Consider the following 15037-nt stretch of genomic DNA (forward strand, 5'->3'; position numbering starts at 1 on the left):
TGTTTAGCAGGGCATGGCGGCGTTTTTGCGCGCGTAGCACCACCAGGTGATCATAATACAGCTGACATAGAAGCCGATGAAACCCCACAGCGCCGCGTCCGGATTGCCCGTCAGGGCGATCGAGGTGCCGTAACTTTTCGGGATGAAGAAGGCGCCGTAGGCCGCCACGGCCGAGGTGAAGCCGAGCACGGCCGCGCCTTCGCGGTTGGCGTCGACGATGGCCTGTTCCTGGGCCGGTTTGCCCTTGCCGGCGGCGGCGCGCTGGCGCTCCGTCAGGAAGATCACCGGTATCATGCGGAAGGTCGAGGCGTTGCCGATGCCGGTGCCGGCGAACAGCAGCATGAACATGCAGAAGAAGCCGGTGAAGTTACCCGCCACGCCGTTGTGCGGCGCGAAGCCGAGCACGCCGAAGACGGCGGCGATCATCAGGAAGAAGGACCACAGCGTGACGCGGGCGCCGCCCAGTTTGTCGGAGATGATGCCGCCGGCAACGCGCGCCAGGGCGCCGACCAGGGGGCCGAGGAAGGCGTATTCCAGCGGATTGACGTCGGGGAACTGGATCTTGATCAGCAGCGGGAAGCCGGCCGAGTAGCCGATGAAGGAGCCGAAGGTGCCCGTGTAGAGCCAGCACATCAGCCAATTGTGCTTGCGCTTGAAGATCACGGCCTGGTCGGCGAAGGAAGCCTTGGCCGAGGCGATGTCGTTCATGCCGAACCAGGCGAACATGGTGCTGAGCGCGATGAAGGGCACCCAGATGAAACCGGCGTTTTGCAGCCAGAACGATTTACTGATGCCGGCCTTGGTCCAGGTCTGGGCCTCGCCGCCCAGGGCGCCGAAGACGCCGGCCGTGATCACCAGCGGCACGACGAACTGCACCACCGACACGCCGAGGTTGCCCAGACCGGCGTTCATGCCCAGCGCGAAGCCCTTCTGCGCCTTCGGATAGAAGAAGCTGATGTTGGCCATCGACGAGGCGAAATTGCCGCCGCCGAAGCCGCACAACAGCGCCAGGACCAGCATGGTCGGGTAGCCGGTGTTGATGTCCTGCACGGCGAAACCGATGCCGATGGCCGGGATCAGCAGCGAGCCCGTGGAAATGGCCGTCCACTTGCGCCCGCCGAAGATGGGCACCATGAAGGAATAGAAAATGCGCAGCGTCGCGCCGGACAGGCCCGGCAGGGCCGTCAGCCAGAACAACTGGTTGGTGCTGTACTTGAAGCCGATGTTGGGCAGGTTGACGACGACCACGCTCCACACCATCCACACGGCGAAGGCCAGCAGCAGCGCCGGGATCGAGATCCACAGATTGCGGTCAGCCGTCGACTTGCCCGTCTGGCTCCAGAAACTGGGCGTCTCGGGCTCCCAGGTATTGATCAGATATCTACTCATCTTAGTCTCCTCAATTCACACGAATCACATCGCGGCGGCAAGCGCCGGAGCCCGGGCCGGAGCCCGCTTGAAAGAAAAATGCATCCACACCAGCGACACGCAGACGGTGCCGTAGAGCAGCATGAAGGCGCTGGAGCGCACCCCGGTCAGGTCGACCAGCGCGCCGAACATGATCGGCAGGACGAAGCCGCCGAGGCCGCCGGCCAGGCCGACCACGCCGGAAACGGCGCCGATGTTGTCCGAGAAGTCGTCGCCGATGAACTTGAACACGGAAGCCTTGCCGACGGCCATGGCGATGCCGACGACGAACAGCAGCACGGTGAACAGCAGCGGCGACAGGGCGATATTCAGGGTCATGTCGCCGGTGACAGTCTTGACGACCATGCTCGTTTGCGGATACGACAGCAGGAAGAAGCAGACCCAGCACACCCACATCACCCACCAGGTCACCTTGATGGCGCCGAATTTGTCGGAGATCCAGCCGCCCAGCGCGCGCAGCACGCCGCCCGGCAGCGAGAAGCAGGCCGCCAGCAGCGCCGCGTGGCGGATGTCGAAGCCGTATTCGGCGACGTAGTATTTAGTCATCCACAGGGCCAGCGCGACGTAGCCGCCGAACACCACCGAGTAGTACTGGCAATAGCGCCACACGCGCGGATCCTTCAAGACCTTCATCTGCTCGCTGAAGGAGACGCCGGCCGGCGCCTGGTGCGACTTGTCGGTGTAGGAAAAGAACCAGAACAGCAGCGCCGTGGCCAGCATGGCGATGGCGTACACCTTGGGCAGCATCTGCCAGCCGAACGCGGCGATGATGCCGGGCGCGACGAACTTGGTCACGGCCGAGCCGGAATTGCCGGCGCCGAAGATGCCCATCGCCAGGCCGCGGCGCTCCTTCTCAAACCAGCGCGCCACATACGGCGTGCCGACCGAGAACGAGCCGCCGGCCAGGCCGACGAACAGGCCCAGGACGAGGAAATGCCAGTAGGCCGTCGCGTAGGCGATCAGGTAGATCGGCACGACGCTGGACAGCATCAGCAAGAAGAACACGATGCGGCCGCCGAACTTGTCGGTCCAGATGCCCAGCGGCACCCGCACCAGCGAGCCGGTCAGCACCGGCATCGCCGCCAACAGGCCGAACTGCGTTTCATTGAGGCCCAGATTGTTCTTGATTGGAATGCCCAGCACGGCAAACATCATCCAGACCGCGAAACAGATCGTGAACGCGAATGTGCTACTGACGAGCACGGAAATTTGTTTGTTATTACCTGCCACAATACCCTCCTTGGATACACCATCTGATACGGAGCAGCTTACGTCGCGGGCGGCAACAGCACTATTGGCCGTAGTGGTATTTCGCAAAAGGCAAGCTGCCTAGCGCAATCGGCCAGAATGCCTAGGCCGGATTAGGCCGCAGGGTGTAATAGGGTAAACACGCGGCCCCGGACGGGGCCCGAGCCCGGCTAAACCAGCCGGCTCCCGGCGGCAAACACCAGCGGCATGGCCGGCGCCTGGAAACAGCCCTCGCTGCGTATCAGGTCGGCCAGCGTGACGCCGTCCAGCACGGCCAGATAGGCGTCCGTGGCCTCGCACAGCGCATGCTTGAGGCGGCAAGCCGAGGCGTAGGCGCAACCGGCCTGGCCGTCGCGGAAGCATTCGGCCATGAAGAAATCCGTCTCCGTGCCGCGCACGACGGTGCCGACATTGATCGCGCCCGGCTCGGCGCCCAGCTTCAAGCCGCCGTTGCGCCCCCGCACAGTCTTCACCAGCCCGCTCTGCCCCAGCTGGTGCACCACCTTCATCAAATGGTTCTTGGAAATCGCGTGCAGCTCGGCGATGTCCTGGATCGTCACCAGCCGTTCCCGGTTCAAGCCCAGGTAGATCAGGGTGCGCAAGGCGTAATCGGTATAGGCAGTGAGTCTCATCGCTTGCAAAGCTCCTTGTTAATCATGCCCTTCACGCCGTCGCCGGGAGCGGCCACGACAAATAAAGTATTTAGCATACATCTTTAACGACCTATAAGGCAATACGCACGAATGCCTATAGGCAAAAGACTATTAAGGTAGATAACATACATCTTTAACGGTGCAGCCAAAACTGCGGCGCACCGCTTTTCAACCTCCGATAAGGAATCCACACCATGCAAGCCACACGCAAACTATGGACTTGGCTGGCAGTCATCTGCGCCCTGTCCTTTGCCGTCCTCGGCTGGGTCGGCGCAGAAATCTACCTGACCGCCCCCCCGATCCCCAAGCAGGTCGTTAGTACCGATGGCAAAGTGCTGTTTAAAGAAGGACAGGTCCAGCGCGGCCAGGAAGCCTGGCTGTCGGCCGGCGGCCAGCAACTGGGTTCCGTCTGGGGCCACGGCAGTTACGTGGCGCCGGACTGGTCGGCCGACTGGCTGCACCGCGAAGCCGTCGCCCTGCGCAACATCTGGGCGCAGCAAGACTTCGGCAAGCCTTTCGAGCAACTGAGCGCCGGCCAGCAAGCCGACGTGACGGCCCGCCTGAAGGGCGAAATGCGCCACAACACCTATGACACCGCCACCGGCGCCATCACCCTGTCGCCGCAGCGCGCCGCCGCCGTCAGCGAAGTCGCCCAGCACTATATGGCCTTGTTCGGCGACGACGCCGCGCTCGACAAGCTGCGCGAACAGTACGCGATGAACTCGGGCTCGCTGCCCAATCCGGACGACCTGCAAGCCCTGCCGGCCTTCGTCTTCTGGTCCTCGTGGGCCGCCGCCACCGACCGTCCGAACGAAACCGACGTCAGCTACACCAGCAACTGGCCGCATGAGCCGCTGGTCGCCAACACCCCGACCGCCGGCGCCGGCATCTGGTCGATCGCCAGCGTCATCTTCATGATCGCCGCCATCGCCGGCATGATCTTGCACCATTCCGTCGGCCACGAGGAAAGCGACCCCGTGCCGCCCAAGGCCGATCCCCTGTTCGACCTGAAACCGACGCCGTCGATGAAGGCAACCAAGAAATACTTCTTCGTCGTCATCGGCCTGATCCTGGCGCAAGTCGGCATGGGCGTCATCACCGCCCACTACGCCGTCGAAGGCCAAAGCTTCTTCGGCTACCCGCTGGCGCAAATCCTGCCGTTCACCGTCAGCCGCACCATCCACACCCAGTTCGCCGTGCTGTGGATCGCCACCGCCTGGCTCGCCACCGGCCTGTACATCGCGCCGGCCATCTCCGGCCACGAGCCGAAATTCCAGAAACTGGGCGTCAACGTGCTGTTCTACGCGCTGCTGTTCATCGTCGTCGGCTCGACCGCCTCCGGCTGGCTCGGCACGCTGCAACACCAGGGTAACGATTTCAGCTTCTGGATCGGCAACCAAGGTCTGGAATTCACCAGCATGGGCCGCGTCTGGCAAATCCTGCTGTTCGTCGGCCTGCTGTTCTGGGTCCTGCTGCTCGGCCGCGGTCTGCTGCCCGCGCTGAAAAAACCGTCGGAAAGCCGCGGCCTGATCGCCATGGTCTTCCTCGCCGCGATGTGCATCGGCGGCTTCTACGCCACCTCGCTGACCTGGGGTCCGCATACCCACTACTCGATGATCGAATACTGGCGCTGGTGGTTGGTCCACCTGTGGGTCGAAGGCTTCTTCGAAGTGTTCGCCACGGCCGTCATCGCGCTGCTGTTCACCCGCCTGGGCCTGATCCGCGCCAGCACCGCCAACAGCGCCATCGTGCTGGAAACCATCGTCTTCCTGTTCGGCGGCATCCTCGGCACCCTGCACCACCTGTACTTCACCGGCACGCCGACCTTCGTGATCGCCATCGGCGCCATGTTCTCGGCCCTGGAAGTGGTCCCGCTGGCAATGATCGGCGTGGAAGCGTTCCGCAACTACCAGCGCTCGAAAGCGGCGCCTTGGGTGCAAACCTACAAATGGCCTATCCTGTGCTTCATCGCCGTGGGCTTCTGGAACGTCGTCGGCGCCGGCCTGCTGGGCTTCTCGATCAACACGCCGATCGCCCTGTACTACATGCAAGGTCTGAACATGACGGCGGCCCACGGCCACGCGGCACTGTTCGGCGTCTACGGCATGCTCGGCATCGGCCTGCTGCTGTTCTGCCTGCGCGGCCTGTCCGACCGCGCCGCCTGGTCCGACGCGCTGCTGGCGCCGATGTTCTGGCTGCTCAACATCGGCCTGGCCATGATGGTGTTCATCTCGCTCGTGCCGGCCGGTATCTACCAAGCTTGGGCCAGCATCACCAAGGGCATGTGGTTCGCCCGTTCGCCTGAAGTGATCCACTCGCACTTCATGGAAACGCTGGTGTGGCTGCGCGTACCGGGCGACGTCGTGTTCGCCGTCGGCACGCTGTTCCTGACCCTGTTCGCCCTGCGTCTGCTGACCAAAGCCACCACCCGTCCGGTGCTGGCGCCGGTCGCCGGCACCAAGCAGGCATAAGCACGTAGTTCCCCTTGCGGGCCGGCCTGCGCCGGCCCGCACACTTCACCGTCACAAGGAGTTTTAGCATGGCACACGATTGTTCCACCCCCGTCCGCCCGGAAGGCGTGTATCCCTTCGACGCCCGCGGCGTCGCCAAGCGCTTCCGCCACGCCGCCATCTTCGGCGCGCTCGACGCGCTGCGCCAGGGCGAAGTGATGCGTTTCTGCAACGACCACGATCCCCTGCCCCTGCTGGAGCAGATCGGCCAATACTTCGGCGACCGCGTCAAAATGGCGTATGTGTCGCGCGAACCGGGCGAAATCGTCATCGACTTCCTGATCGCCGCCTAAGCTTGCGCGCGGCCGCCCGGCCGCGTTCGCCGCTCCCCAGGTCGCAACTGCTAAAATCGGCATCGACTTGGCTTCAGGATAAGCGGCAATGGCACAAAATATTTACGACGACCCGGTATTCTTCGCCGGCTACAGCCAACTGGGCCGCTCCGTCGAGGGCTTGGCGGGCGCGGCGGAATGGCCGGCGCTGCAAGCGATGCTGCCCGCCATGGCCGGCCTCAACGTTGTCGACCTCGGCTGCGGCTACGGCTGGTTTTGCCGTTGGGCGCGCGAACAGGGCGCGGCGCGGGTGCTGGGCCTGGACCTGTCCGAAAAGATGCTGGCCCGCGCCGCCGCGCTCACGCAAGACGCCGCCATCGGCTACGCCAGGGCCGACCTGGAGCGCCTGGACTTGCCCGAGGCGGCTTTCGACCTGGTTTACAGCTCGCTCACACTGCACTACATCGACCGGCTCGCCGACTTGCTGGCGGCCACGCGCCGCGCCCTCGTCCCCGGCGGACGCCTGGTCTTTTCCATCGAACACCCGATCTTCATGGCGCCCGCCCAGCCGGGCTGGCTGACGGACGCGCAGGGCCGCAAGACCTGGCCGCTCGACAGCTACCAGGCCGAGGGGCCGCGCACGACCAACTGGCTGGCCGACGGCGTCATCAAACAGCACCGCACCATCGGCACCCTGCTCAATTTGCTGATACGGGCCGGTTTCACCTTGACCCACGTCGAAGAGTGGGGACCGACGGAGGCGCAAGTGGCGGCCCGGCCGGAACTGGCGGAAGAACGCGAGCAGCCGATGCTGCTGCTCGTCGCCGCGCAGCGCTAAACCGGGGGACGCGCTCCGGAACACGCGCCAGCTTCGGCGCGCACCGTTTCCCCTATTCCGGTATGGCGGCCAGCTCGCGCTCGGCGTGCTGGCGGCGGTGGTCGCCCAGATGCTGATGGGCGGCGGCCTGGCGCAGGTGCAGGCGCGCGCTGCGGGCCAGCGTCGCCGTCGGCGCATTCTCCGCGGCGGCCTGGCGCGTTTCGGCGGCAAAGGCGCGCCCGATCGCGTAGTGTATGGTACCCACCAGCGGATGCCAGGGCGCGGCCTTGCAGGCGTCCTTCAGGCGGTTCAGTTTGCGCTGGCGCGCCGGCGTCAACGCCCGGTAGTACAGCAGCCGGCACAGGTCGACGTCGCACAGCACCGCGCGCGCAACGTCGTACACCGCCGTCCCCGGCGCGGGCGCCAGCACCTCCACTTCCAGTCGGTTCGAGCGCAGCGTTTGCCCCGACGGCAGCGTGAAGGCCGCCTGCACCGTGTGCCTGCCGACGTGGCGGAACGTGAAGCGCCCGCTTTCGCCGAAAATGCTGAGGTCGCGCCGCAGCGGCTGGCCGTGCGCCAGCAGCCGCGCCGCGCCCGGGGCGCAAAAGTGCTTGGGTGCGCGGTAGCGGCGCCGTTCGCCGCCCGGCTCCTCTATCCACACCGTGAAATTGTCGAAGCCCGGGTCCAGCGCGTCGGGCACCTGCACGGCCGCCGCCCGGCCCTGCAGGACCAGCGACAGCTCGATGTCCAGCTCCATCGGCTCGAACGGCCAGAACTCGTGGCGTTCCATGGCGATTTGCAGGCGCACGGCGCCGTCGGCGTTCTGCGGCTGCGGCGCCGCTACGCTCTTGCCCAGCGTGCCCAGGTCGCCGAAGCGCGAGCCGCCGGGCCAGATGCATTCGCTGCGCGAGCAGTGCGACAGCAGGTAGCGCTCCTGCTCGCTGAAGCTGCAGTCGGCCAGGACGAAGGGCGTCGCCTGGTCCGCCGACGTCGACATGAACGACGGCGGCGCGGAATGTTGCTGGTTGAAGACGTGCCCCAGCTCGTGGATTGCCGTGTACACGGCCTCGTCCGCCAACGCCTGCCCGTCGCGCCGTTCGCCCATCGCGCCGAGGAAGATGGCGCAGCCCTGGCGCGCGATCCAGGCATTCTGGTCCGATGAGTCCGGGCTGAAGTCGGCGTCGAACATCAGGCCGAAATAGTCGCCGCGGTCGCGGTACTCGTCCGCCACCAGCAAGCCGATGTGGTCGACCCTGGCCGCCCGCGCCGCACCGCCGAGCAACCTGGCCAGCGTATTGTGCATCGCGTCGGCGTTGATGCGGCCGGCGTAGCGCGGCCCGAAATCGAGCGCCGACACGGCTGGCTTGAGCACGATGTCGCGCTCCGAGCCAAGAAAGAACGGCTGCGCCACCTCGGCGGCGATGCGCCCGGCGATGTCGGCCGCCTGCCCGGTCTGCGCCAGCACCGCGATGCTCAGGCGGATTTCCGCGCTCACGGCTCGACCCGGATGCGGAAGGTGCGCCGGGCCGGCTCCGCCGCGTCCTCGTCGGCGGCCGGCGTAAAGCTGCCGGCCACGTCGTAATCGCCCGCCGGCGCCCCTTTCGGCAGCTCGATATCGACCGTCACGCGGTCCGGGCGCAGGGAAAACAGCGGCGCCAGCCCCGGCAGCGGCGGCGTGACGTCGAGGAAGGCGGCGGCGCTCAGGTACTGGTTCGCCTTCACCGTCGCCGTCAGCGCCTTCGACTTGTCAGCCGGCCGCACCACTTGCGCGGCCGGCAGCATCTCCAGCTTCGGCTCGGGCGCGTCGGCCTTCGGCGCCTTCCACGCCAGGCGGTCGCTTTGCACGAACGCCTGGCGCAGCGCGACCGAGTCCGCGCTCATGTCGACGCGATAGAACACCGGCTCCGGCGCCTTGCGCCGCGGCGCCCGCGCCGGCCCGTTGGCGGCCGCCAGCTGGTTCGCCACGCCGGAGCGCGCCAGCGCGGCCGCGTCCAGCCGCACCTTCATTTCCGCCAGCGCCAGCCGGGCCGTGAAAATCTGCTCGCCGATCGAGGCCGGCGGATTGCGCTGCTCGCGCAATTCCAGCAGCAGCGCCAGCTTGCGGGCGGCCACGTCGTAGCCCAGTTGCGCTTCGCGGAGCGCCTTCTCGGCGGCGGCGACGGCGGCCGAGTCCTTGTCCGCCACGGCCTTGTCGGCTGCCGCGTCGGCCTTCGCCTTCGCGGCGGCGGCGTCGATTTCGGCGGCGCGCACGTTCGCCGCCGTCTGCACCAGCTGCTTGCCGAAGCCGCTGCTGTCGGCGTTGAACGACACCGACTCCAGAAAGCCCTTCTCGTTGCGGCCCACGTTCAGCGTGTAGCTGCCGAGGACGGAGCGCGCCGCGACCACGTATTCGTTGTCGGGGTCGGGCAGATACACCTTTTCGACGACCAGCGTGCCGTCCAGGTTCGGCGTCACGAGGATGAAGGGCTGCGGCAGGAAGTAGCGGATGCCGGCGCTGGCCGGCGTTGCCTTGTCGCTTCTGAGCACGGAGACGCAGGCGCTCAGGCAGAGCGCGACGGCGGCCAGCGCCAGCGGATGGTGAATGCGCATAAGCCTCCCTATTTCGGCAAGTAGCGGATCAGCGCCGGCTGCCCGTTCAGGTCGAGCGCCTGGCCGCCGGACAGCTTCCAGCTGCCGTTCTTTTTGACGATGCGGAACAGGTAAGGCGCGGGGATCTGGTCGGCGGCGTTGGCGCCCTTGCTGCCGGCCACCGCCACCTTCTCCAGCGCGGCCAGCACGCCCAGCGGAATGGCCGCCTCGCTGACGACGGCTTTCGCCTCAAGCAGGCGGCCATGGTCGAAACGCAGCGTGGCGTCGTTGGCGGCGGCGTAGCTGTACGGCCGGATCGCCCGCTTCTTGCTGGTGTCGGCCAGGTACAGCAGTTCGGATCTCAGGCCGCCCTTGGCGTCCGTGTAGACCAGCAGGAAGGGCGAGGTGTCGTAGTAGCGCAAGCCCGTGGCAGCCGCGTCGGCCGCGGCGTCGGGGATGGACTGCACCTCCACGCCCGCGCAGCCGGCGAGCAGCGGCAGGCACAGACAGAGGGGAAGCGTGCGAAGGCGCATGGCGATCTCCCGGCGTGGCAACACTGCAGTAAATCACGGCGCCCGGCGGGCACTGTAGACGTAGATCAACACTTGCGGAATCGGCAGCCGCGCGCGGCGCCGCACACCGGCCTAGTCCGGATGGCGTAAGCCGGCCTAGGCCGCTTTTTTACCCAACTTAACCCAGGTCAAGGATTTCAAAAACTTCGCGTGCTTTCGTTGACCACACTATATTTAGTCATTATTCTCCTTTCAAACACCATAGGTTGTGTTCACACGGAGGCGTAATGTCAGCAACACTAATTTCCAGTCTTACCTCGATCATCAAGCGGGATGGCAGCGTCCAGTCCTTCGACGCCGGCAAAATTGAGTCGGCGCTGCTGCGCGCCGGCCTGGCCAGCGGCGAGTACAACATCCACGACGCCGTCTGCCTGGGCGCCAGCGTGCTGCTGCAGCCGGTCGCCGGCCCGAGCGCCGACACGGCGCAAATCGAACAAATCCAGGACGCCGTCGAAGCCGTGCTGTACGAAGCCGGCTACCGCCAGACGCTGCGCGCCTTCATCCTCTACCGCGAGCAGCACAGCGCGCTGCGGCGCGACCGCCAGAGCCAGGTCGACGTCGAATCGTCGATGAACGAATACCTGAACCAGCTCGACTGGCGCGTCAACGCCAACGCCAACCAGGGCTATTCGCTGGGCGGCCTGATCCTGAACGTCTCCGGCAAGGTCATCGCCAACTACTGGCTGAACCACGTCTACCCGCCGGAAGTGGGCGCCGCCCACCGCAACGCCGACATCCACATCCACGACCTCGACATGCTGTCCGGCTATTGCGCCGGCTGGTCGCTGCGCACCCTGCTGCATGAAGGCTTGAACGGCGTGCCCGGCAAGATCGAATCGAGCCCGCCCAAACACATGTCGAGCGCGATCGGGCAGATCGTCAACTTCCTCGGCACGCTGCAGAACGAATGGGCCGGCGCGCAGGCGTTCAGCTCCTTCGACACCTATATGGCGCCGTACATCCGCAAGGACAATCTGTCCTACACGGACGTCAAGCAGTACATCCAGGAACTGATCTACAACCTCAACGTGCCGTCGCGCTGGGGCACCCAGACGCCGTTCACCAACCTGACCTTCGACTGGGTCTGCCCGGAAGACCTGCGCGACCAGGTGCCCGTCATCGGCGGCGTCGAAATGCCCTTCACCTACGGCGACCTGCGCGCCGAGATGGACATGATCAACCGCGCCTACATCGAAATCATGATGGCCGGCGACGCCAAGGGCCGCGTCTTCACCTTCCCCATCCCGACCTATAACATCACCGAGGACTTCGACTGGCACAGCGCCAACGCCGACCTGCTGTTCGAGATGACGGCCCGCTACGGCCTGCCCTACTTCCAGAACTTCATCAATTCGGAACTGAAGCCGAACATGATACGGTCGATGTGCTGCCGCCTGCAGCTGGACCTGCGCGAACTGCTCAAGCGCGGCAACGGCCTGTTCGGCTCGGCCGAGCAAACCGGCTCGCTCGGCGTCGTCACCGTCAACTGCGCCCGCCTCGGCCACACCTGCCGCGGCGACGAAGCGGCGCTGCTGCGCCGCCTCGACCAGCTGCTCGACCTGGGCAAGACCAGCCTGGAGATCAAGCGCAAGGTGATCCAGCGGCATATGGACCAGGGCCTGTTCCCGTACACCAAACGCTATCTCGGCACGCTGCGCAACCACTTCTCCACGCTGGGCGTGAACGGCGTCAACGAGATGGTGCGCAACTTCACCGGCGACGAGCACGACATCACCACCGAATACGGCCACGCGCTGGCGGTGCGCCTGCTCGACCACGTGCGCGCGCGCATGCTGGAATTCCAGGACGAGACGGGGCATATGTACAACCTGGAAGCCACCCCGGCCGAGGGCACCACCTACCGCTTCGCCAAGGAAGACCGCAAGCGCTACCCGGCGATCCTGCAGGCCGGCACCAAGGACATGCCCTACTACACCAACTCCTCGCAACTGCCGGTCGGCTTCACCGACGACCCGTTCGAGGCGCTGGAACGCCAGGACGACCTGCAGCGCAAATACACGGGCGGCACCGTGCTGCACCTGTACATGACGGAGCCGCTGTCGAGCGCGGACGCCTGCCGCACGCTGGTCAAGCGCGCGCTGAGCCGCTTCTCGCTGCCCTACATCACCGTCACGCCGACATTCTCGATCTGCCCGCGCCACGGCTATCTGGGCGGCAAGCATGAATTCTGTCCGAAATGCGATGAAGAACTGATCGCCCGCAAGCAGCGCGAAGCTGCCACATTAACCAAGCAAAAGGAACAAGCATGAACGACCTGAGCCACGCCGTATTTATCGCCCCGCAAACCATCACCCTGTCCGACGCCGAGCGCCAGCCCTGCGAAATCTGGACCCGCGTCATGGGTTACCACCGTCCGCTGTCGTCCTTCAACATCGGCAAGAAGGGCGAGTTCCACGAGCGCACCTACTTCGACGAACAGTGCGCCAGCATGATCAGCTAAGATGGGCGCGCGCTTGCTGAAGGTGGGCGGCGTGACGCCGTTCACCGCCACCGACTACCCCGGCCAGCTGGCCGCCGTGGTCTTCGTCCAGGGTTGCCCGTGGCGCTGCGGCTACTGCCACAACCCCCACCTGCAGGCGCGCCCGCCGGTCAGCGCGCTGCACTGGCCGACGGTGCTCGACAAGCTGCGGCGCCGCACCGGCCTGATCGACGGCGTCGTCTTCAGCGGCGGCGAACCGACGATGGACCCGGCGCTGGCCGGCGCCATCGCCGACGTCCGGGCGCTGGGCTTCAAGGTCGGGCTGCACACGGCCTGCATCTACCCCAAGCACCTGACGGCGCTGCTGCCGATGCTGGACTGGGTCGGCTTCGACATCAAGGCGCCGTTCGACCGCTACGAACGCATCACCGGCGTGGCCGACAGCGGCGCCCAGGCGCGCGCCTGCGCCGAGGCCATCATCGCCAGCGGCGTCGACTACGAATGCCGCACCACCATCCACCCGACGCTGCTGCGCGAAAGCGAAGTGTTGGAATTGGCCAACACCCTGGCCGACATGGGCGTGGACAACTACGCCCTGCAAATATTCCGCCCGCAAGGCTGCAACGACGGCGCCCTCAACGCCATCGCCACGGCCGGCTACCCGAGCGGCGACGCGCTGGCCCACATCGCCGCCCGCTTCGGCCGCTTCACGCTGCGCCGCCACGACTGACACCTCCCACAGCTGGGGACAGACCACGATTTCCGGGAAATACTTTCCCGGAAATCGTGGTCTGTCCCCGCCGTCCGCACCGCCCCTACTCCTTTTTGCCTAAGCGCCTAGCCATCCTGCCTGCCGCCGAAAGCCGCAAGGCGAATAGCCTGTTACCTAAAGACAACATAACCTTATGACATGCAGGCCGGATTCATTTACGCCGATCCGACCTGCAGTTGTGGTCGTTTTTCCGATGTTGCGGGAGTAATATTCTCTTTGCAATATCCGCTATGTGCAGCCGATTTTTTCACCACGAGAGGCATCTATGAAATTGTTACCCACCTCGCTCGCCGCCCTGCTGGCAGCGGCCGGCATATTAGTCACCCTGTCGGCGTCCGCCGCGACGCTTCCGGCGAAGGCCAAGGCCACCGGCGACTTCGGTCCGCCGCAGGGCATGCCGATCCAGGCCATTTTGACCAGCCCGCCTATGGTGCCGCCCGCCGTCAACCGCAAGTATCCGGCCAAGGTGATCGTCAACCTGGAAGTGATCGAGAAGGAGATGCAGATCTCCGAAGGCGTTTCCTATAATTTCTGGACCTTCGGCGGCACCACGCCGGGCAGCTTCATCCGCGTGCGCCAGGGCGACACGGTGGAGTTCCACCTGAAGAACCACCCCAGCAGCAAGATGCCGCACAATATCGACTTGCACGGCGTGACCGGCCCGGGCGGCGGCGCCTCGTCGAGCTTCACGGCCCCCGGCCACGAGTCGCAGTTCACCTTCAAGGCGCTCAACGAGGGTATCTACGTCTACCACTGCGCCACCGCGCCCGTCGGCATGCACATCGCCAACGGCATGTATGGCCTGATCCTGGTCGAGCCGCCTGAAGGTCTGTCGAAAGTCGACCACGAATACTATGTGATGCAGGGCGACTTCTACACGGCCGGCAAGTACCGCGAAAAAGGTCTGCAGGGCTTCGACATGGAAAAAGCCATCGAAGAACGTCCAAGCTATGTGCTGTTCAACGGTTCCGAAGGTTCGCTGACGGGCGACAACGCCCTGAAGGCCAAGGTCAACGAGTCCGTGCGCCTGTTCGTCGGCAACGGCGGCCCGAACCTGGTGTCGAGCTTCCACGTGATCGGCGCGATCTTCGACAAGGTGCGCTTCGAGGGCGGCTCCAACATCCAGACCAACGTCCAGACCACCCTGATTCCCGCCGGCGGCGCCGCCATCGTCGAGTACCGCACCCGCGTGCCGGGCAGTTATGTGATCGTCGACCATTCGATCTTCCGCGCGTTTAACAAGGGCGCGCTGGGCATCATCAAGGTGGACGGTCCGGAAGACAAGGCCATCTACTCGGGCAAGGAAGTCGATTCCGTCTACCTGGGCGACCGCGCCGCGCCGAACATGGCGGCCGTGACGAAGGCTACGGCCAACGCCGCCAAGGGCACGCTGACGCTGCAAGACCAGATCAACGCCGGCAAGGCGCTGTTCAACGGCACCTGCTCGGTCTGCCACCAGTCGAACGGCGCCGGTTTGGCGGGCGTGTTCCCACCGCTGGCCAAGTCCGACTATGTGAACGCCGATCCGAAGCGCGTCGCCTCGACCATCCTTCATGGCGTGTCGGGCAAGCTCGTCGTCAACGGCAAGGAATATGACTCCGTGATGCCACCGATGAACCAGTTGAACGACGACGAAGTGGCCAACATCGCCACCTATGTCTTGAATAGCTGGGACAACAAGGGCGGCCAGGTGAAGACCGAGGACGTCAAGGCGATCCGCGCCAAGGGTACTCCGAAACAAACCGCAGAGCACTAAG

The 15037-nt window shown here is 65.3% G+C and carries 13 protein-coding genes; 7 read left to right on the forward strand and 6 right to left on the reverse strand.

What is annotated here, in order from left to right; genetic code table 11:
- Positions 1 to 3: 3 nt before the first annotated feature.
- The 3 genes from OIK44_RS05525 to OIK44_RS05535 form a co-directional block, all read right to left on the reverse strand.
- Positions 4 to 1389, reverse strand: a complete 1386-nt coding sequence (locus tag OIK44_RS05525) for a NarK family nitrate/nitrite MFS transporter (protein WP_273669697.1) — start codon at positions 1387 to 1389, stop codon at positions 4 to 6.
- A gap of 24 nt (positions 1390 to 1413) precedes the next feature.
- Complete coding sequence (locus OIK44_RS05530) at positions 1414 to 2658, reverse strand: MFS transporter (RefSeq protein ID WP_273669698.1); 1245 nt, start codon at positions 2656 to 2658, stop codon at positions 1414 to 1416.
- A gap of 188 nt (positions 2659 to 2846) precedes the next feature.
- Entirely contained in the window at positions 2847 to 3308 is a 462-nt protein-coding gene (locus OIK44_RS05535) for an RrF2 family transcriptional regulator (RefSeq protein WP_273669699.1), read from the reverse strand.
- Positions 3309 to 3523: 215 nt separating this feature from the next.
- Here OIK44_RS05535 and OIK44_RS05540 point away from each other — a divergent pair, with 215 nt between their 5' ends.
- The 3 genes from OIK44_RS05540 to OIK44_RS05550 all read left to right on the forward strand — a co-directional run bounded on the left by OIK44_RS05540 (position 3524) and on the right by OIK44_RS05550 (position 6949).
- Positions 3524 to 5800 (forward strand): nitric-oxide reductase large subunit, encoded by a 2277-nt coding sequence (locus OIK44_RS05540; RefSeq protein WP_273669700.1) that lies wholly within the window; start codon positions 3524 to 3526, stop codon positions 5798 to 5800.
- A 68-nt stretch (positions 5801 to 5868) separates the two neighbouring features.
- The gene (locus tag OIK44_RS05545) at positions 5869 to 6132 is read left to right on the forward strand and encodes a DUF2249 domain-containing protein (RefSeq protein ID WP_273669701.1); all 264 of its coding nucleotides are present in this window, start codon (positions 5869 to 5871) and stop codon (positions 6130 to 6132) included.
- 88 nt (positions 6133 to 6220) lie between these two features.
- Positions 6221 to 6949, forward strand: coding sequence for a class I SAM-dependent methyltransferase (locus OIK44_RS05550; protein WP_273669702.1), 729 nt, complete (start codon positions 6221 to 6223; stop codon positions 6947 to 6949).
- Between the two features lie 52 nt (positions 6950 to 7001).
- On the opposite strand, the gene OIK44_RS05555 is transcribed toward OIK44_RS05550, so the two are convergent.
- The 3 genes from OIK44_RS05555 to OIK44_RS05565 are packed head-to-tail and all read right to left on the reverse strand — an operon-like array spanning position 7002 to position 10029.
- Positions 7002 to 8423 (reverse strand): hypothetical protein, encoded by a 1422-nt coding sequence (locus OIK44_RS05555; protein WP_273669703.1) that lies wholly within the window; start codon positions 8421 to 8423, stop codon positions 7002 to 7004.
- Positions 8420 to 9517: a hypothetical protein gene (locus OIK44_RS05560; protein ID WP_273669704.1), complete on the reverse strand. Its 1098-nt coding sequence runs from the start codon at positions 9515 to 9517 to the stop codon at positions 8420 to 8422. Before OIK44_RS05560 ends, OIK44_RS05555 begins: the two co-directional genes overlap by 4 nt.
- Before the next feature lie 8 nt (positions 9518 to 9525).
- Positions 9526 to 10029: a hypothetical protein gene (locus tag OIK44_RS05565; protein ID WP_273669705.1), complete on the reverse strand. Its 504-nt coding sequence runs from the start codon at positions 10027 to 10029 to the stop codon at positions 9526 to 9528.
- Positions 10030 to 10295: 266 nt separating this feature from the next.
- On the opposite strand from OIK44_RS05565, the gene OIK44_RS05570 reads away from it, so the two are divergent.
- From OIK44_RS05570 to nirK, 4 genes are all read left to right on the forward strand, one after another.
- Positions 10296 to 12338: a ribonucleoside triphosphate reductase gene (locus OIK44_RS05570; RefSeq protein ID WP_273669706.1), complete on the forward strand. Its 2043-nt coding sequence runs from the start codon at positions 10296 to 10298 to the stop codon at positions 12336 to 12338.
- Positions 12335 to 12529: an anaerobic ribonucleoside-triphosphate reductase gene (gene nrdD / locus OIK44_RS05575; RefSeq protein ID WP_273669707.1), complete on the forward strand. Its 195-nt coding sequence runs from the start codon at positions 12335 to 12337 to the stop codon at positions 12527 to 12529. The genes OIK44_RS05570 and nrdD overlap by 4 nt, the downstream gene beginning before the upstream one ends.
- A 1-nt stretch (position 12530) precedes the next feature.
- Positions 12531 to 13238: an anaerobic ribonucleoside-triphosphate reductase activating protein gene (locus tag OIK44_RS05580; RefSeq protein ID WP_273669708.1), complete on the forward strand. Its 708-nt coding sequence runs from the start codon at positions 12531 to 12533 to the stop codon at positions 13236 to 13238.
- A 307-nt stretch (positions 13239 to 13545) separates the two neighbouring features.
- Positions 13546 to 15036, forward strand: a complete 1491-nt coding sequence (nirK, locus tag OIK44_RS05585; RefSeq protein WP_273669709.1) for a copper-containing nitrite reductase — start codon at positions 13546 to 13548, stop codon at positions 15034 to 15036.
- The last annotated feature ends 1 nt before the right edge of the window (position 15037 follow it).

The sequence above is a fragment of the Janthinobacterium fluminis genome (assembly GCF_028595325.1).
Classification (GTDB): domain Bacteria; phylum Pseudomonadota; class Gammaproteobacteria; order Burkholderiales; family Burkholderiaceae_D; genus Janthinobacterium; species Janthinobacterium fluminis.